This is a genomic window from Pseudomonas sp., assembly GCF_032058845.1.
In the GTDB taxonomy this organism is placed as follows: Bacteria; Pseudomonadota; Gammaproteobacteria; order Pseudomonadales; family Pseudomonadaceae; genus Aquipseudomonas.
Window position 1 is genome coordinate 13,640 of sequence record NZ_DAMCCR010000005.1, and the last position, 18,061, is coordinate 31,700.

General features: G+C 65.1%; 13 protein-coding genes and 1 pseudogene. 6 read left to right on the plus strand and 8 right to left on the minus strand.

The annotated features are described in order from the left end of the window. Positions 1–154: 154 nt before the first annotated feature. Positions 155–340, minus strand: a pseudogene (locus RT028_RS20225) (c-type cytochrome); the annotation flags it as partial. A 152-nt stretch (positions 341–492) separates the two neighbouring features. Here RT028_RS20225 and RT028_RS01870 point away from each other — a divergent pair. Next, positions 493–1,158, plus strand: coding sequence for a response regulator transcription factor (locus RT028_RS01870; protein WP_312931809.1), 666 nt, complete (start codon positions 493–495; stop codon positions 1,156–1,158). Between the two features lie 550 nt (positions 1,159–1,708). Further along, the gene (locus RT028_RS01875) at positions 1,709–2,794 is read left to right on the plus strand and encodes a 3-deoxy-7-phosphoheptulonate synthase (protein WP_312931811.1); all 1,086 of its coding nucleotides are present in this window, start codon (positions 1,709–1,711) and stop codon (positions 2,792–2,794) included. Positions 2,795–2,865: 71 nt separating this feature from the next. Here the strand turns inward: RT028_RS01875 and RT028_RS01880 are convergent, their stop codons facing one another. Both RT028_RS01880 and RT028_RS01885 read right to left on the minus strand, forming a co-directional pair. Next, complete coding sequence (locus RT028_RS01880) at positions 2,866–3,564, minus strand: RES family NAD+ phosphorylase (protein WP_312931814.1); 699 nt, start codon at positions 3,562–3,564, stop codon at positions 2,866–2,868. Continuing rightward, the gene (locus RT028_RS01885) at positions 3,558–3,959 is read right to left on the minus strand and encodes an antitoxin Xre-like helix-turn-helix domain-containing protein (RefSeq protein ID WP_312931816.1); all 402 of its coding nucleotides are present in this window, start codon (positions 3,957–3,959) and stop codon (positions 3,558–3,560) included. The genes RT028_RS01880 and RT028_RS01885 overlap by 7 nt, the downstream gene beginning before the upstream one ends. Positions 3,960–4,149: 190 nt before the next feature. On the opposite strand from RT028_RS01885, the gene RT028_RS01890 reads away from it, so the two are divergent. Genes RT028_RS01890 through RT028_RS01905 form a run of 4 tightly spaced genes read left to right on the plus strand, consistent with a single transcriptional unit; the run spans position 4,150 to position 8,387 of the window. Then, positions 4,150–4,431: a peptidylprolyl isomerase gene (locus tag RT028_RS01890; RefSeq protein ID WP_312931818.1), complete on the plus strand. Its 282-nt coding sequence runs from the start codon at positions 4,150–4,152 to the stop codon at positions 4,429–4,431. A gap of 55 nt (positions 4,432–4,486) precedes the next feature. After that, positions 4,487–6,313, plus strand: coding sequence for an extracellular solute-binding protein (locus RT028_RS01895; RefSeq protein WP_312931959.1), 1,827 nt, complete (start codon positions 4,487–4,489; stop codon positions 6,311–6,313). Further along, entirely contained in the window at positions 6,310–7,368 is a 1,059-nt protein-coding gene (locus RT028_RS01900; RefSeq protein WP_312931820.1) for a microcin C ABC transporter permease YejB, read from the plus strand. Before RT028_RS01895 ends, RT028_RS01900 begins: the two co-directional genes overlap by 4 nt. Continuing rightward, positions 7,368–8,387, plus strand: a complete 1,020-nt coding sequence (locus RT028_RS01905; protein ID WP_312931822.1) for an ABC transporter permease — start codon at positions 7,368–7,370, stop codon at positions 8,385–8,387. The genes RT028_RS01900 and RT028_RS01905 overlap by 1 nt, the downstream gene beginning before the upstream one ends. 79 nt (positions 8,388–8,466) lie before the next feature. On the opposite strand, the gene RT028_RS01910 is transcribed toward RT028_RS01905, so the two are convergent. From RT028_RS01910 to hisN, 5 genes are all read right to left on the minus strand, one after another. Next, a complete protein-coding gene (locus tag RT028_RS01910; RefSeq protein WP_312931824.1) occupies positions 8,467–9,027 on the minus strand; it encodes a DUF4174 domain-containing protein in 561 nt (186 codons plus the stop codon). Between the two features lie 220 nt (positions 9,028–9,247). Beyond that, positions 9,248–13,753, minus strand: a complete 4,506-nt coding sequence (locus RT028_RS01915) for an NEL-type E3 ubiquitin ligase domain-containing protein (protein ID WP_312931826.1) — start codon at positions 13,751–13,753, stop codon at positions 9,248–9,250. A gap of 73 nt (positions 13,754–13,826) precedes the next feature. Next, positions 13,827–16,190 carry a DNA polymerase II gene (locus RT028_RS01920; RefSeq protein WP_312931829.1) on the minus strand — a complete coding sequence of 788 codons (2,364 nt, stop codon included), beginning with the start codon at positions 16,188–16,190 and terminating at the stop codon, positions 13,827–13,829. Positions 16,191–16,261: 71 nt separating this feature from the next. Then, positions 16,262–16,993, minus strand: a complete 732-nt coding sequence (locus RT028_RS01925; RefSeq protein WP_312931831.1) for a hypothetical protein — start codon at positions 16,991–16,993, stop codon at positions 16,262–16,264. Between the two features lie 238 nt (positions 16,994–17,231). Continuing rightward, positions 17,232–18,056: a histidinol-phosphatase gene (gene hisN / locus RT028_RS01930; RefSeq protein ID WP_312931834.1), complete on the minus strand. Its 825-nt coding sequence runs from the start codon at positions 18,054–18,056 to the stop codon at positions 17,232–17,234. Between the last annotated feature and the right edge of the window lie 5 nt (positions 18,057–18,061).

Below are 18,061 nucleotides of genomic sequence, written 5' to 3' on the forward strand. Positions count from 1 at the left end.
CCAGGACGGATGACAGTGTCGCAGAAAAGCGATGTGCCAGCACCCTCTTGCGCACCTACGTACGTGGGGTGAATGGCTCGGTACGCCTGGCGAAGAAAAGCAGGCAAAGAAAAGCCCGCCGGGGAAAGCGGGCCAATGTCTAACGGATGTGGCTCTACCTTGCCAAGGCCCAGGTAAAAATAATGTGAAGAACCTGTCGTTTTTGTCTGAAGTCGGAAAGAAATGCACCTGACTTCAAGCTGGCCACTGACCGCAGTTGCGGGGTGATACCGCCCGACTTGGCCTCAAGCCCGTGGCAGTGCGCGCAGTAATGGTTGTACGCCGAGGCGCTGCTTTCTACTACTTTGGTAGCGGTTTGGCTCTCGATGGTCGCATTCACAAATGCGTTGTCTGAAAGTCCTAATAGGCTTACCACTCAGGCGAGAACGCACGGCACCCGGGCGTTCCGACCTTGCGCGCCGGCACATTTCAATAAAAACAAGGTGCACAGCCATGTACAAAATTCTCATTGCCGACGATCACCCGCTGTTCCGCGAGGCCATCCACAACGTCATCGCCGATGGTTTTCCCGGCAGCGAAGTGATGGAAACGGCCGATCTCGACAGTGCCCTGGCCGTGACCCAGGGCCACGACGACCTCGATCTGATCCTGCTCGACCTCAACATGCCCGGCATGCACGGGCTGAGCGGGCTGATGAACCTGCGTAACGAAGCGCCCACCATTCCTGTGGTGATCGTGTCTGCCGAACAGGACAAGCACGTGGTGCTGCAGGCCATCACCTATGGCGCGGTGGGTTTCATCACCAAGTCTTCACCACGCGCGCAGATGACCGAGGCCATCGAGCAGATCCTCAATGGCAACGTCTACCTGCCGCCTGACATCATCCGCACGCAAAAGCCCGGCACGCGCCGTGCGGTCCCTACGCACCCCGCCTTCGCGCCCGAGCAACTGCAGGCGCTGACCCGCAAGCAACTGCTGGTACTGCAGCGAATGACCAAGGGCGAATCGAACAAACAGATCGCTTACCAACTCGACATTGCCGAGACCACGGTCAAGGCGCATGTGTCGGCGATCTTGCGCAAGCTCAACGTGCACAATCGGGTTCAGGCCATTCTCAGTTCAGGCGATATCGACTTCAGCGCGTATCTGCGTCGCTGACAGAAGTAGGAAAACTTCCCACATGGCCATTGAATACGCGGCGCCAGGTGCAGTAAGCTCGGACCCCATCACGGAGAGCATCATGCAGACACATTCACACATCCACAGCCTTGCCAGCGATCGCGTTCAGCGTTCGGCGGTGAGCGGCTGCGTGTCTGTCGCCAGCTATTACTTCGGGTATTGGTTTAGCCACTAGGCGCCGCTGATACCCACACGGCGCCCACTTTCGAGGGCCGCCGAACATGAGAATACTCAAACCCCCGGTCGGCTTCCCGACCGGGGGTTTTGCGTTTCAAGGCCTTGGTTTTTTTTCAACTCGATCAGACAGGACACCGACATGAACCACTTCAACTATTACCGCACCTGCACTGCTACCTGGCGATTTAGCCAATGCCGTTCGGGCCAGCCTGCCGCCTCCGATCGGTTCTGCTCCGGTGGCACGCCCACGCCCTCGACGACGCTGCCGCGATCGTCGCGAACAACCTGTCGAACACCTGTCTAGTGCCGACGTTGCGGGCTTGACCCCGCCGTCCGCCGAAGGAAGATCATCATGCACAGTGCCACCCTTGCCCTGCCCCTCAATCCCGTTCACGCCCAGCCTCAACCTGCGGCCGCCAACACCGCCCTCAGCCATCGCCTGCCCAGCACCCTTCAACTCAAGCAGCGACTGCCCCTGCGCAGTGACCTCGCCGTGCAGGTCAGCCAGCACCGCAGCGCCGTGCGCGCCATCCTCGAAGGCCACGACCCGCGCCTGCTGGTGATCGTCGGCCCCTGCTCGCTGCACGATCCGCGCGCCGCGCTGGAGTACGCCGACCGTTTGCAGGCACTGGCCACCGAGGTCGATGACCACCTGCTGCTGGTAATGCGCGCCTACGTTGAAAAACCGCGCACCACCGTCGGTTGGAAAGGCTTGGCCTACGACCCGCACCTGGACGGCAGTGATGACATGCAGGCCGGCCTGACGCTGTGCCGCGAACTCATGCTGGGCCTGCTGGAGCGCGGCCTGCCACTGGCCAACGAGGTGCTGCAACCCATGGCCGCTGGCTACTTCGATGACCTGCTGAGCTGGGCGGCGATCGGTGCGCGCACCACCGAATCGCAGATTCACCGTGAACTGGTCAGCGGCCTTGGCGTGCCCGTGGGGTTCAAGAACGGCACCGACGGCGGCGTGGCCATCGCCTGCGACGCCATGCGCAGCGCCGCCCATGGCCACCGCCACTTCGGCATCGACGCCCACGGCCACCCGGCGATCGTGGAAACCCTCGGCAACCCGGACACCCACTTGGTGCTGCGCGGCGGGCACAGCGGCCCCAACTACAGCGCAGCACACCTGGCCGAGGCACGTCAGGGCCTGAACAAGGCCGGGCTGGCAGCGCGGATCGTGGTCGATTGCAGCCACGCCAACAGCGGCAAGGACCCGGCGCGCCAGCCGGCGGTGTTCGATGAGGTGCTGCGCCAGCGCCTGGAGGGTGATGGCTCGGTGGTGGGGATGATGCTCGAAGGGCATCTGCACCACGGCGCCCAGGCGCTGGGCAAGGGGCCGCTGGAATACGGCGTGTCGATCACCGATGGCTGCCTGGGGTGGGACGCCACCGCGCAGTTGTTGCGCGCGGCGGCTGAGCGTTTGGCAGGGTGAAGCGGCGCGGTGCTGCCAAGGCCGGCAGCGGCTGGCAGGTCGACACCGTCAGCCTGGCAGCCCCCGACGTGTCAGCCGCTGCCGACCAGCTTGCTGACACTGGTGATCGCGCCATTCCAGACCATCTCGTAGTGGTGCGACTGCACGATCGAGCGCACGGGCCGTGGCGTCATCAGCGCCCAGCAGGTGTGGCCCGGGGCGCGTACGGAGTGGTAGCGCAGGCCCGGCGCCCCGGCCTTGAGCGTGTCCTGGCCGAGCACCCGCGAGGCGCTGTAGTCATCGCTCGCGTAAATCGGGTGTGACAGCGGCAACGCCGTGGCATCGAGCATTCGCGCCTCGACGAACTGGCACACCAGCCCACGAAACACGAAGCGCTCGTAGTTCAGGCCATGAACCTTGCTCCAGTAGGCCTGCTGGTGATGGCGCACCTCCGCAACTGCAGTGTCCATGGTGTCGGCCAGATACAGGATGCCGAAGCTGCCATCGCCAAAGCGCGAGCCATTCGGGTTGACGTGGGTAAAAGGTGCCGTGGCGTAGGCGCAGCCTTGAATGCCGAAGGGGATCTGGTCCCGCGCAATCAACGCCAGGCTGCCCACTTCAGCCTGCAAGCGCGGATTGGTCAGCGCTTGCACCGCATACAGCGCGTCGAATTCCTCGGCACTGGCCACATCGTCGAACAGGGCGATGGGCGGAAATTTCGAATTCACCAGGCGGTGAGCCTTGAGGCATTCATCGCCCTGCCGCGGTTGCAGACGACTCACCTTCACCACTGCGCACCGCGCAGCCCGTCGATGTGGCGGAAGGTCTCGTAGAGGTGGATGAACGAGCCTTCGGCCATGACCTCCAGCGGCGCCCGCCCCGCGAAGAAGAGGTTGTCATTGGCCATGCGCATGAAGCCGTAGACGTTATCGGGGTTGTCGAACAGCGTGCGCAGACTGGCATGGATGTTGAGCACCAGGCTGGTACGTGCGAGTTGATCCTCATCCAGGCTCACCGCGCGCGTTGCGTCCTTGGCGCGGCTGCAGGTGCTGCGAGAAATGCGCAGAATGCTTTCGATCTGTCGAGGGCTGGCGTGCCATTTTTCCAGGACGTTGACGGCGGTGCGCAGCGCGATGGCATGGGTATGCTTCGGCGCGGTAAGCGGTGGGCTGATGACATGCCCCATGATGAGCGACTCCCAAGACTTGATCTCAGGAATAGAAACTACACAGATATGTTCTGTAGATCAAACTTCGCCAGACAGACGCGACGGTCCGATGAGGCTATGCCTACCCCAGTAAGCACGTCAATCCACGGGAAGACATTCCCCCCAAAACTGCGTTAGGCTTGCGCCTTCACTAAAAGGAGTCCTCCCCATGGCCAAAGCCACCGCCCGCCACATCCTGGTTTCCAGCGAAGAAAAATGTAACGAGCTGAAGGCTCAGATCGAAGGCGGCGCCGATTTCGCCCAGGTCGCCAAAGACAACTCCAGCTGCCCGTCCAGCCGCCAAGGCGGTGATCTGGGCTCGTTCGGCCCAGGCCAGATGGTCAAGGAGTTCGATACCGTGGTCTTCAGCGCCCCGGTCAACGTCGTTCAGGGCCCGGTGAAAACCCAGTTCGGCTACCACCTGCTGGAAGTGACCAGCCGCCAGGACTGATCCTGAATTGGCCCGTCGCCTTTCTCAGCGGCCGGCCTGGCAGCGTTGCAAGCGCCTGCTTGCAGCCTGCCTGTTCAGCGCAGCGGCGCTGCCCGCCTGCGCTGACCCCAGCCACGCCCTCACCGTCTATGGCGAGGCGCCGCGCTACACCGCCTCCTTCACCCATTTCGACTACGTCAACCCTGACGCGCCCAAGGGCGGCAGCTTGCGTCGTTCTGCGCTGAGTCTCGGCCAGTTCGACCATATCCTGCCGTACATCGACAAGGGCACCGGCGTCAGCGAAGTCGACGGCTGGCTGTATGCGCCGCTGGCCGTGCGTTCGTTCGATGAGCCCTACACCGTCTACGGCCTGATCGCCCGGCGCCTGGAGCGCGGCCCGGAAGATGCCTGGCTGCGTGTGGAAATCGATCCGCGCGCCACCTTCGCCGATGGCAAACCGGTACGCGCCGAGGATGTGAAGTTCTCGTTCGACCGACTGCTGAGCCAAGGCAGCCTGCGCTACCGCACTCAGTTCGCCGATGTCACCGGCGTGACCGTGGAAGATGCCCGGCACGTGCGTTTCGACTTTGCCCCCGGCCACGGCCGCACCCTGCCACTGGACGTCGCAAGCCTGCCGGTGCTGCCCGAACACGATTGGCAGACGCGCGACTTTGCCAAGGGTGCCGGCTTCAGCGCGCCGGTGGGCAGTGGGCCGTACCGCATCGGCAAGCTCGACAACGGCCGCAGCATCACCTTCGAGCGTGACGCCGCGTGGTGGGCCAGGGACCTGCCGGTCAACCGGGGTCGTTACAACTTCGATCGCCTGCGCGTGGAGTTCTTCAGCGACACCGAAGTCGCCCGGCAGGTCCTCAAGGGCGGTGGCTACGATTACAACCGCGAGTTCTCGGCCACCGCCTACACCGTGGGCTACCAGGGCGCAGCGCTCGACGATGGCCGCCTGCAGCGCGCCCACCTCGCGCCGGCCAAGCCGCAAGCTGCGCAAGGGTTCGTGTTCAATCTCGAACGGCCGGTGTTCCAAGACCGGCGCACACGCCAGGCGCTGGCCATGCTCTGGGACTTCGAGTGGGCCAACCGGCAGATGATGCGGCAGATGTACATTCGCCAGCAGAGCGTGTTCTCCAACACGCCGCTGGCCGCACGCGCACTGCCCGATGCCGCCGAGCTGGAGCTGCTCGAGCCGCTGCGCAATCAGGTGCCGGCGCAGGTATTCGATCAGGTGTTCGTGGCGCCGAGCACCGATGGCAGCGGCCTGATCCGCCCGCAGCAGTTGCAGGCCCTGGCGCTGTTGCAGCGCGCCGGCTGGCGAGTCGAGGGCGACCAGCTGGTCAACGCCAAGGGCGAACCCCTGCGCTTCACGTTTCTCAACGGTCAGGCCGGGCTGGAGCGGCTGTTGCTGCCGTGGAAGCGCACGTTGGCGCAGATCGGCATCACCCTCGACATCCGTAACATCGACCCGGCGCAGTACGTGAACCGACTGATGAGCCGCGACTACGACATGGTCACCGCCAGCTTCCCGGTCAGCCTGTCGCCGGGCGCCGAGCTGTACACCTATTTCGGCTCGGCCGCCGCTACCGACCCTGGCTCGAACAACCTCATGGTGCTGCGTGACCCTGCGGTAGACAGTCTGCTCGACGGCCTGGTACGTGCCGACAGCCAGGCCGACCTGCTACGTCACGCCCGCGCGCTGGACCGGGTGTTGCAATGGAACGACTACTGGATTCCCAACTACTACCCGCCCGGCAGCTCGACGCTGTGGTGGAACCGCTTCGGTCGGCCCGCGCAGGCGCCGCTGTACGATGAGGGCCTGGACACCTGGTGGGAGGTCAGCCGCACCGCGTTGACCGATGCGCAGATGGCCGAACGGCTCAGGAACAGACCATGACTGGCTATCTGCTGCGGCGTCTGCTGCTGATCATTCCCACCCTGCTGGCGATTCTGCTGGTCAACTTCGTGATCATCCAGGCTGCACCCGGCGGCCCGGTCGAGCAGGCGGTTGCGCGCCTGCAAGGGATCGGCGGCGGCGCACCCGGGGCCAGCGCCGAGGTGCCGCGCGGCGAGTCACGCGCCAGCCGCGGGCTGGACCCCAAACTGCTGGACGACATCAAGCGCCAGTACGGCTTCGACAAATCTGCCCCCGAACGGCTGTGGCTGATGCTCACGCACTACACGCGGCTGGATTTTGGTGACAGCTTCTTTCGCGGCGCCAAGGTTACCGACCTGATTCTCGACAAGCTGCCCGTCACCCTGTCGCTGGGGCTGTGGGCCACCTTGATCACGTACCTGGTGTCGATTCCGCTGGGTATCCGCAAGGCCGTGCGCCACGGCAGCCGCTTCGACGCGTGGAGCAGTCTGCTGATCATCATCGGCTACGCCCTGCCCTCGTTTCTGTTTGCGCTGCTGCTGATCGTGCTGTTCGCTGGCGGCACCTCACTGAGCTGGTTCCCCGTGCGCGGCCTGGTGTCGGAGGATTTCGACCAGCTCAGCCTGCTGGGCAAGATCGCGGACTACGCCTGGCACCTGGTGCTGCCGGTGGCCGCGCTGGTCATTGGCGGCTTTGCCACGCTGACCTTGCTGACCAAGAACGCCGTGCTCGATGAAATCGCACGGCAATATGTGGTCACCGCGAGGGCCAAGGGCCTCAGCGAGCGGCGCGTGCTGTACGGGCATGTGCTGCGCAATGCGATGCTGTTGGTGGTAGCCGGCCTGCCCCAGGCGCTGATCACGGTGTTCTTCGCAGGCTCGCTGCTGATCGAGGTGATCTTCTCGCTCGACGGCCTGGGGCGCATGGGTTTCGAGGCGGCTGTCTCGCGGGACTACCCCGTGGTCTTCGGCAGCCTGTTCATCTTCACTCTGGCGGGCCTCTTGATTCGCCTGATCGGCGATCTGGCCTGCGCCGCCCTGGACCCACGTATCGACTTCACGGCGAGGGCGCACTGATGCTGTCGCCCTTGGCGCGCCGTCGCCTGCAACGTTTTCGCGACAATCGCCGGGGCTGGTGGTCGCTGTGGCTGTTCACCGGGCTGCTGTTGCTCAGCCTGGGCGCCGAGCTGGTGGCCAACGACAAACCGCTGCTGCTGGGCTACCAGGGCGAGCTGTACGTGCCGGCGCTCAAGCGCTCCAGCGAACGGGAATTTGGCGGCGAGCTGCCGTTTCAGCCCGACTACCGCAGCCAGTACGTGCGCCAGCTGATCGCCGATCAGGGTGGCTGGATGCGTTTCGCGCCCATCCCCTTTGGCCCCGATACCCCCAACTACGACCTGCAGGTGCCAACCCCCAGCCCGCCGAGCACGAGCAACTGGCTGGGCACGGATGACCAGGGCCGCGACGTGCTCGCTCGGGTGCTGTATGGCACCCGGGTATCGTTGCTGTTCGCCGTTGCCCTGACGCTGATCAGTGTGCTGATCGGCGTTGCCGCCGGGGCCTTGCAGGGGTACCACGGGGGCTGGGTGGACCTGCTCGGGCAGCGCCTGCTGGAGGTGTGGTCGGGGCTGCCGGTGCTTTATCTGTTGATCATCCTCAGCGGTTTCGTGGAACCGAATTTCTGGTGGTTGCTGGGGATCATGGCGCTGTTTTCCTGGTTGGCCCTGGTGGACGTGGTACGTGCGGAGTTTCTCCGCGGGCGCAACCTGGAATACGTGAAGGCGGCGCGAGCGCTGGGCTTGTCGGATACGCAGGTGATGTGGCGGCACATTCTGCCCAATGCCATGACGGCAACGCTCACCCTGGTGCCGTTCATGCTGACCGGGGCGATCACCACGCTGACGGCGCTGGATTTTCTCGGCTTCGGCATGCCCGCCGGCAGCGCCTCGTTAGGGGAGCTGGTGACACAGGGCAAACAGCATCTGGAGGCGCCTTGGCTGGGCTTCACGGCGTTTTTCGCCCTGGCGCTGCTCCTGGCGCTGCTGGTGTTCATCGGCGACGCGCTGAGGGACGCGTTCGATGCACGGCGGATGTAGAGGCGTTACAGGTCGAGACAGGCGTGCAGCGCCTGATCCCCACGCTGCAGCCCGTGCTTGGTGAACCCCAGCCCTGGCGTCAATCTTCCAGCGGTTTGGGCGGGGCAGATGGCTTGACGGGTTTGGCCGGCTTGGCGTGCTTGTTGCCGGATTTCTCCACGACCGGGGCAGCGGCCACCGGCTCAGGCGCGGTGATGGCTTTTTCACTGGCAGGCAATTCATCCACTGCCTTGAAGATCGCCTGCGGATCGAGCGGCTCGGTGCTGTCACCGTCCTTGAGCACATGATGCTCACCGTCCTTGCCGACCAGAATCACCCGGGTGCCTTTGCTGGCGCCCAGTTTCAACTCACGAATCAAGGCCATGGTGGCCTGCTGCTCAAGGTTCTTGTCCTCGCGCATGCCCATCATGTTGGCCACGCTGAACAGCACCAGATTGCGTTCCTTGAAGCCGGCCTCGGTGGCCGGGTCCTTGATGGCCTGGCTCAGACTGCGCAGTGTCGGATCGGCCGAGCTGGGAGCGATCACCACCAATGGCCGCGCCTTGCCCAGTTCCCTGGCCAGGGGCGCGTCGCTGTCGGCGGCGAACAACGGGCTGGCGCTGCACAGCAACGCGGCGAGTGTCAGGGACCTGACGAGCATGGGCATCTCCTTGTTGATTCCGGTCACGACGGATCACCTGGGCCAGTGCGAATCGGCAATGCTGAACCCTGCCAGGCAATCACGGGTGCCCTCAGGGTAACGTCCGATTTCGGATCAAGCCTACAAAAAATTCAGATAATTTCCGCATACCCACAGCGTAGCCCAGGGTCCGCGTCAGCGGCCACCCTGAGCTGGCTGTGCGTTCACCGTGGGTCGAGGGTCATCGCGGCGTCTGGGCGTCGAGAATGGCTTGGGTGAGGGTCAGGTACAGCTCGGCACGAGCAGCTTCGCGTTCATCGCGCACCGCGTTTATCTGTTGGAGGTAGTCTCCATCCTGCGTGGCGCTTGCCTCTGCCTGATCCATGAGCGCAAGCAAACGCTCGTGAAACGGCGCATCGAGGGCTTGCAGGCGCTCGCTGTAGTGATGTTCAAGCCAGGTCCGCCAGAACTCGCGCTGCGCCAGAGACGCGGCCAGGGCGCTCGGTTGCTCGGCGCTCAGCACCTCCAGACGCGCACGCTCCAGTCGCGCCGGGTCCACCCCGGAGACCTCGGCAAAGAGCATGTCCTGCGGCTGAGCGGGCAGATCGAGTGGCTCGCGCAGGCCGACCCGGTACGCCAGCGCCACCTCGATTTCATCGGGGTCAGCACCGTCTGCCCGGCGTGCTGCGATGTCCGCCAAGGCAATCCGCTGCACCTCGTCCAAGCGCCACAGTTGTCGGCCCAGGTGCAGCAACGCCTGCTGTTCGGACACTGCGCCGCTGCGCGCGCTCAGCCGCGCCTGCCACACCAGCATGTGCAGCTCGAGGGAGCTGAAGCTCAATGCGGCGCTGTCTTGGCAGGTCAAGGGCAGGTTCGCCAGGTTGAACAGCTCCTCGCCCAGATCTGGATGTTCTACGGCAGCCTCGAGCAGGCTCCAGACGCGCGGCACCAGGGTCGCGTTGGCCTGGTTGAACTCTGCGGTCTGGCGCAGACGACTCAACAGATCGAAAAGACCCTCTGCGCCCGACCGCGAGCGTAGCGCTTCCCAGCACTCGCGGCGTTGCGCCTCAAGCATCGGCTCGACCCCGCTCAGCCAGCTCTCGAGCAGTGCGCTGGGAGTGGTGTTGGTATTTGAAACCGCAGCAGCCACACCCGAGGCCATCAGGCGCAGGCGGCCCAGGGTAGCCTCATCGAATGGGTTGGCGTCGACCAGAATGCTATTGGCCAACCATTGCGGTGCCTGGAAAAACGCCTCGGGCAGTTCGCTGATGCGGTTGTCGCGCAGGTCTGCGACCATCAACTCCGGGCGCTCCAGCAGCCCGACGGGGAAGCTCGGCAACTGCGTCGATCTCAGGCTCAGCGCATGCAGCCGGTTCATGCGCCGTACGGAAAAGTCCATGCGTAGCGGATTACCCGCCAGGTTCAAGATGCGCAGGCTCTCGCAGCGTGACAACACTGTCGCCTGTGCAGCATCCAGCTCGATGGCGTTGTTTTCCAGCGACAGATCGCTCAGCCCGCGGATCTGATCGATGCCTGGCGGCAGCCGCTGCAGCCTGTTGCCACTCAGGTCGAGGATGCGCAGGGCTGGAAAGCTGCGCATGAACTCTGCTGGCACCTCACGCAGACCTGCGTTGCGCAGTGACAGCTCATCGATGTGGCTTAACCGGATGACCTCCGGCAAGCTGGGCAGGCTCGGCAGTTGCGTACCCCGTATCTGCAGACGGTAGCGCAGTGTGTGGCCGGTGCCACCGTTCAACCGAGGCGTCATTCGTCGCCACGCGCTTACCAGTTGATCACTGAAGCGGCTCCGGTCGATGCGCACGAGCATGCCTGAACCGCCCAGGACCCAACGCTGCAAGGTTCGCTGCAACAGGTGCATCTCGCTGGCCAGTCGGCCCAGTTCCCGCTCGATCTGCTGGCCGCTGGCACGCAGTTGCTCCGCCCACTGCTCGATCTGTTCGTCACTCATCAGCGGGTACAACATACGTACCCGGGCGCCCAAGCCGCGTGGCGCCGGCAGGCCTCGCCCGCGGCCACTGAGCGGATAGCCCAGGCGACCATCGGCCAGCCGTTCAGGCACCTGGAACCAGCCTTGCGGCGGTCGCTGGCCCAACAGCTGTGCCAGTTGCTTGCGCTCGACCAAGGCTTGACGCCCCAGCAGCACCCGCAGGTTGTGGGCAAAGGGTTCACCCACGCCCAGCACCTCGCGGGCGGGTTCGCCATAGGCCACTGCCAAGGTGCTGAACAATTCGCCGGGTGGGCTCAGGACGCGCCCTTCGGCGTCGAGCAGTTCGAACGTGCCTGCGTCATGCACCAGGTCAAGACGACGCGCCGTCGGCGCCTCGCCCACCACCCAGATCGCCACATCACGCTGGTCGGCCTCGAACAGGCGCCAGGCCATGGGCTCGTGGGCCGCCGGCAGATGGGCCGTCAGACTGACTGCAAGCCGCGCCAGGTCAGGCGTTTGCAGCGTCTCCATGAACAGCCCCTGATAGGCCCGGGCCTGCCGCTCACGCTGCTGGGCGCGGCGTGCCGCGCGCGCCAGGTTCGCCGGTACACGGCCGGTCTCCAGCAAGCGCTGGCGATCCAGGGCGTGGCTGTGCTCGAGCAGGTCTTGAGCAACGGCCCTGGAGAGCCTGGGAAAGTCTCGCAGGAGCGGCGCCACAGCGGTGCCATCCTGGTACTGAGACGCCTGGGCGATCTGCTCATGCAGGGCTCGACGGTGCAGCGCCATCAGCTCGGCCAACGCCTGGTCGTCCAACTCGGCCGCGCCCGGCAGCCGGCGCGCGTGCTCGAGCAGTGCCCTGTCGGTCAGCGGCTGACCACTGCGCAAACGAGCGATCGCCTCGCCCAGGCGCACGTCGATGGACACGCGCAGGGTCGTATCGCGCAACAGCGCATCGGCCTTACGGCCTTGTACGTGCAAGCCCCTGAGCTGGTCCGCATCGGTGTCGGTGGCCTGCAGGATCACATCGATGGCCTCGTCACTCAACGGCGTTTCGCTCAGCGCCAGGCGCCGAAACAGGTAGCGTGCATCACGCCACTGCGCCGGCTGCTCGAACCAGAAGCGCCAGGCGCCAGCGCCATTGTGCGTCAGCTCATGGACCACACCCTCGTCCGTGCGCAGGGTCCAGCGATCAGCGTCGCCGGCTGGGTGCACGGCATAGCTGTGCCCATCGATGTCGACCCAACTGCGCTCGCCCAGCCAGCGCACACCTTGAGCGTCACGCAGCGCCTGCGCCGGGACCTCAGTGCGCCAGCGCTGGACATCCGCGCGTCCCAGGCGCAGCTTGGCATCGGCCTGGGCCAGGGGCAGGAGTTCATCCACAACCGGCGAGCGGGTCCAGGCCTGGTGCACGACACCAGCACCTACGGCCACCGCGGCCACGCTGGCAACCTCCAAGGCAACGTTGAACAGGTGATCCAGCGCTTCGCTCTGATCACCGTCGCGCCATGCCTGCACCCCCAGATACACCTCATCGAGCAGTTGCCAGGCGGTCACGCCCAGCAGCACCACGCCCAGCCCCGGCACGAACAGGCCCGCCAGGTTCAGCAAGGTCCAGCCCTCGGCTGCCAGGCGCTGATCGTGCTCGCGCTGAAGCGCCTGATCGAGCTGCGCCACCGGGGTGGCGATCAGTGAGGCATCGTCCTCGATCTGTGCGATACGCGCGCCTGCCAAGGCATCGAACGGTGGCGTGGCCCAGTCGCTCAGGTGCTCTTCGAGGTCGATGTTGGCCAGGTCGCCGACCGCTGCGTAGCCATTGATCACTGCGGAAAAAAACCGCTGGCTGTCACGCCGGCGCACGAAGCGGCTGAAAAAGCGCTGATAGGCTGGCGTGCGCAGGCGCTTGCCCAGGTCGTTGGCAAAGCGCCGCAGGCTCGCATAGCGGCGCAGCGGCGACTGTGGATCGCCGGGGATGTACACGATGATCTGGCGTGACGAGGTCGCCAGTGGCGACCAGTCCTCATCACGCACATCCACCACCATGATCTGTTCCAGCGCGCACCCCAGCAGGGTCAGCCTGCGTACCTGTACCCTGTCCTCCCCCAGCGTCAACGGCCAGTGCAGGCCGCACAGACGCACCAGCAAGGTGTGCTCCTCATCGTTCAGCAACCCTTCGATCCGGGCTCGATGTACGTCTACCAGCATCGCATAGCGCTGGTGCCGCGCCAGCACCGACAACACCTCGACACCGGCCTGGCCGTCTGGACGCAGCAGCTGGCGTACATGGCGCTGATACTGCGCTCCCAGATCAAGGCTACGGCAGAACGCGGCAAAGGCTGCCGGCGTGGGCAGGGCATCGGCGCGCTCAACCGCCCACTCCAGACGATTGCCGGCCAGCATGCCGCCTGGCTCGGTCTGCTCAGCGCTGAAGTTGGCCATGGCCGCCTCGAGCACCGACACGTTGTGGTACACGGCCGTGGTCACCGGGTAACCGATGGGCTGCGAGGTGATCACAGGTTCACGCTGACCGCTGCGCCAGGACAGGGCCTGCGGGGTCAAACCAGGCCATTGCGCCTGCAGCGCCTGCTCCAGCAACGGCGCGCAGAACGCGTCGACGCCTTGAAGTGGCGCCAGCAAGCGTTCACAGCGCTCACGCCAGTACAGGCTCAGCGCACTGGCGTCCTGCAACGCTTGCAACTGAGGCACTGTTGCCGCGCGGAGCCAGGCGGGCAACGCGGCATGGATCAGGCCGTCCTGATAGCGCTCGGCTTCGCGGACCTGGAAAGCGGTAGGTTGGTGCATGGTGCAGCCCTCTGAGTGATGAGCGCTGCAGGGTAGAGGCGGCTGCACAGTCAGCTGAGGTGCTTATCTAGGCTCAGAAGAGCGGCATCTGCCGATCGATCAACGTGGCGAAACTTTCTTCCACGAACGGCAGGATGGCATCGGCGACCGGCTGCAGTTGCCGGTCCAGGTAGTGATCGTAGTCGAGGGGCGATTGCAGGTTTTCCAGCGGCTCGGGTCCGGCCACGGTCATCACGTAACTGATCGAGCTGCCGCCCCTGTGATACTGGCGCGGGCGGCCGAGGCTGGCGCTGTGCGCATCGGCCAGGCGCGCGGCGCGGACGTGGGGTGGGACATTGCGTTGGTAGTCGTCCAGCGGCCGGCGCAAGCGCTTGCGGTAAACCAGCAGCGCATCCTGCTCGCCTGCCAGGGTGCTGCGCACGTACTCGCGGACATAGTCGCGATAGGGTTCGTCGCGAAAGATGCGCCCGTACAGGCCCTGCTGGAACTGCTGGGCCAGCGGTGACCAATCGGTGCGCACCGACTCCAGGCCCTTGTAGATCACCTCGAACTGGCCATCGTCGCGCTGCACCAGGCCGGCGTAGCGCTTTTTGCTGCCCTCGTCGGCGCCGCGGATGGTGGGCATCAGGAAGCGCTGGTAATGGGTCTCGAACTGCAATTCCAGGGCACTGTCCAGGCCCATCGTGTCGCTCAGGTGCTGGCGCCACCACCGGTTGACCGCGCTGACCAGCGAATGACCGATGGCTGCGGCGTCCTCCTGGCTGTGCGCCTGTTTGAGCCAGACGAACGTCGAGTCGGTATCGCCGTAGATCACGTCATAGCCTTGGGCTTCGACCAACGTGCGGGTCTGGCGCATGATCTGGTGCCCGCGCAGAGTGATCGATGAGGCCAGCCGCGCGTCGAAGAAGCGGCAGCCATTGGAACCGAGCACGCCATAAAAGGCATTCATGATGATTTTCAACGCCTGCGACAAGGGCGCATTGCCGTCGCGCTTGGCCTGTTCGCGGCCCTGCCACACTCGCTCGACCATGGCCGGCAGGCAGTGCCGGGTGCGCGAGAAGCGCGCCCCGCAGAAGCCTGCCACCGAGTGCTCGTCATCTGGCTGGCGCAACCCTTCGATCAGCCCCACCGGGTCGATGAAAAAGGTGCGGATGATCGAGGGGTACAGGCTCTTGTAGTCCAGTACCAGCACCGAGCTGTACAGCCCGGGCCGCGAATCCATGACGAAACCACCCGGGCTGGCTTCGTCAGGCCGGCTGCCCTGGTTCGGCGCGACGAACCCCTGGCGGTGCATCAGTGGCAGGTACAGGTGCGAGAATGCGGCCACTGACCCTGCGCTGCGGTCAGCCGGCAAGCCGGTCACGCTGGCCCGTTCCAGCAGAAACGCCAGCAGCCCGGTGTGGGCGAAGATCCGCGTGACCAGCTCGCAGTCCTTGAGGTTGTAGCGGGCCAGCGCCGGCTTGTCTTCGGCGAACATGCGGTTGATCTCGCCCATGCGCTGGTAAGGCGTCGCAATCGCCTTGCCTTCGCCGAGCAGGGTCTGGGCAACGTTTTCCAGGCTGAAGGACGGGAAATTCCAGGTCGCCGAGCGCAGCCCCTCGATGCCATCGATCAGCAGGCGGCCGGCCGCAGCGGCAAAGAAGTGGCTGCGGCTGTCGTGCTCGCGCAAGGTCATCGGCTGGCCGTCGCGGCCCAGGTACAGCGGCACCTGATGCTTGGCGGCTTGCACATGGAGCACGCGCAGGTCGAACTGCACCACGTTCCAGCCAATGATCGCGTCGGGGTCGTGACGCAGCAGCCAGTCATTCAGGCAGGTGATCAGTTCGCCGCGGCTGGCACAGTACTGCAGGTCGAAATCCTGCCGGGCCTCGGGGCCGTTGGCCGGGCCGAGCATGTACACCTGGCGCTCGCCGCAGCCTTCGACGGCAATGCTGTACAGCTCGCCACGCTCGGTGGTCTCGATGTCCAGTGAGGCCAGGCGCAGCGTCGGGCGGTAGTCGGGCGCAGGCTTGAGCTGGGCGTTGCACAGCACCCCGTCGGCGTTGGCCTCCCCGCTGAAGGACACGCCAGCGGTGATGAACCGCTCCATCAAGTAACGTTCCGGCGGCTTGATGTCGGCCTCGAACACCTCGATCCCCGCCGCGCGCAGGCGTTTTTCCAGCTGCAGCAACTGACGGTAGTGCAGGCAGTACAGGCCCAGCACCGGACGCTGGGTGAAGTCGCGCAGCGCCAACTCACGCAGCTCCACGCCCGCCTCCCCGGCAATCACCGCCAGGGCCGGCTCGCGCTCCACCTCGGCGATGAATGCCACCGATGGCTGCGGCGCGAGGCGCAGGCAACGCGGACCATCGTCAGTGGCCACCCAGAACTCCAGCACGGTGCCCTGCGCGGCGTCGTACCAGTGTCGGGTGAGGAGAAAACCTTGTTGCAGTGCCAAGGGGAGCCTCGATGGACAGTGTGAAACAGCAGCGACCGGCAAAGGTTGCCAGTGTACAGCGCTGCAGCGCCTCACTGCACCGGCAGGAAATTCATCAGCAGCAAACTCTGCGCGTAGTTCAGGCCGATGCGCCGGTAACGCTCGTCGAGCATCTGCGCCAGCAGGTCGAGCCGGGCGACGATCTTGCCGAATTCCACGGCAAAACTGAGGTTGCTGCCCGCTTCGGAAATCTCGTTGGAAAACAGCAGCAGGACGCCGTTGGCATCCTGGCGCTGGCTGAGCATCCAGGTGGCTTTCTCGATATTGCGTGCGGCGTTGTTGACGAACAGTGGGTCGATAGCATCGGTGATGTAGAACTCGGTGCGCCCGCCGTGGGCGGTGACCAGCATGCTGCCGATGGCATAGATGAACGCGCCTACCCGATCACCGCGAAACGCCGGGTCCAAGGCGTAGCTGAGCGCTGCCAGGTCCCGCCGCTGCCCCAGTTGCGGCAGCGGCTGGCGCTGCTCGATGGCAAGGCGTATCTGCTTTTCGGCGGTGGCGGCGTCGAGGTAGCCAGACTGCTTCCACTGGTTCGGATTGCGCTGGTAGAGCTTGTTCATCAGCAGGTAGAGGCTGTCCAGGTTGTCGTGCATCGACAAGGTTGCCATGCGGTCGACACTGGTCTGGAACAGCTCGCTGGGCTTGCCGTCGCCGAGCTGCTGCACGATGTCGCGACCCTGCTCATGGGTGCAACCGGCCATCACGGACAAGACGCCCAGCAGCAGCAGGCGTGAAAGGGAAGCGGATCTGGGAGCAACCATCGGCACCGGGTCGAAGTCTGGCAGCCGCGCCGGGGTGGCGGGGCCTGGCCAGAGATAGAGCCTCAAGGGTGGAAAAAGTGCGACAGGCCGTGCAGTGGCCGTAGGGCATTCGCCACCTCGGCGCGGCAGCCCGCATCGATCCGGGCTGCAACCGCGTCCACAGGATTCGGCGTGATGGGCCGGTTGTGCCAGCCCTCGCGACCAGAAGCGCATTCACCGGCCTGGCCGCGGACCCACCCTACTCGCCCTGCACATCACACCCAGGCGCCACGCCATCGGCGTGCTGGAGCAGCGCCAGCACCTGCGCATGCAGCGCCGGATCGCCACAGGCCACTACACAGCCGCCATGCTGCGCCGAGCTGCCGTCCCAGGCCGTCATCACTCCGCCCGCCCCTTCGATGATCGGCATCAGGGCCTGCACGTCATATGGCTGCAGGCTGGCTTCGACGATCACGTCGACAAAACCGCTGGCCAGCATGCAGTAGGCGTAACAGTCGCCTCCATAGCGCAGCATTCGCGCCTTGCCCGCGACCCGTTCGAATGCCGCTTTGTGCCTGGCGCTCTCGAACATGTCGGGGGTGGTGCACATCAGCGAGGCCGCGCCGAGATCCGTGCAGGCACGGGTCTTCAACGGGCGATCGCCAAGCCAGGCGGCGTCACCGGTGCCGATGAAGCGCTCGCCGGTGAACGGCTGGTTCATCACCCCGAGCACCGGGCGTTCGCCGTCGTTCAAGGCGATCAGCGTGCCCCATAGCGGCAGCCCGGTAATGAAGGCGCGGGTGCCGTCGATGGGGTCGAGCACCCAGGTCAACGGGCTGCTGCCCTGGGCAACACCGTGTTCTTCGCCGAGGATGCCGTGAGCCGGGTAGCGCGCCTCGATCAGTGTGCGCATGGCGTCTTCGGCGGCTTTGTCAGCGACGGTGACCGGGTCATACATCCGCCCGCCCTTGTCCTCGACCGACAGGTTGGCGCGAAAGTACGGCTGGATCGCCGCGGCAGCCGCGTCGGCCAGGGTTTCGGCAAAGGCGCGGAATTCGCCCATCTGTTCGGCGTTCAAGGGCATGGCGG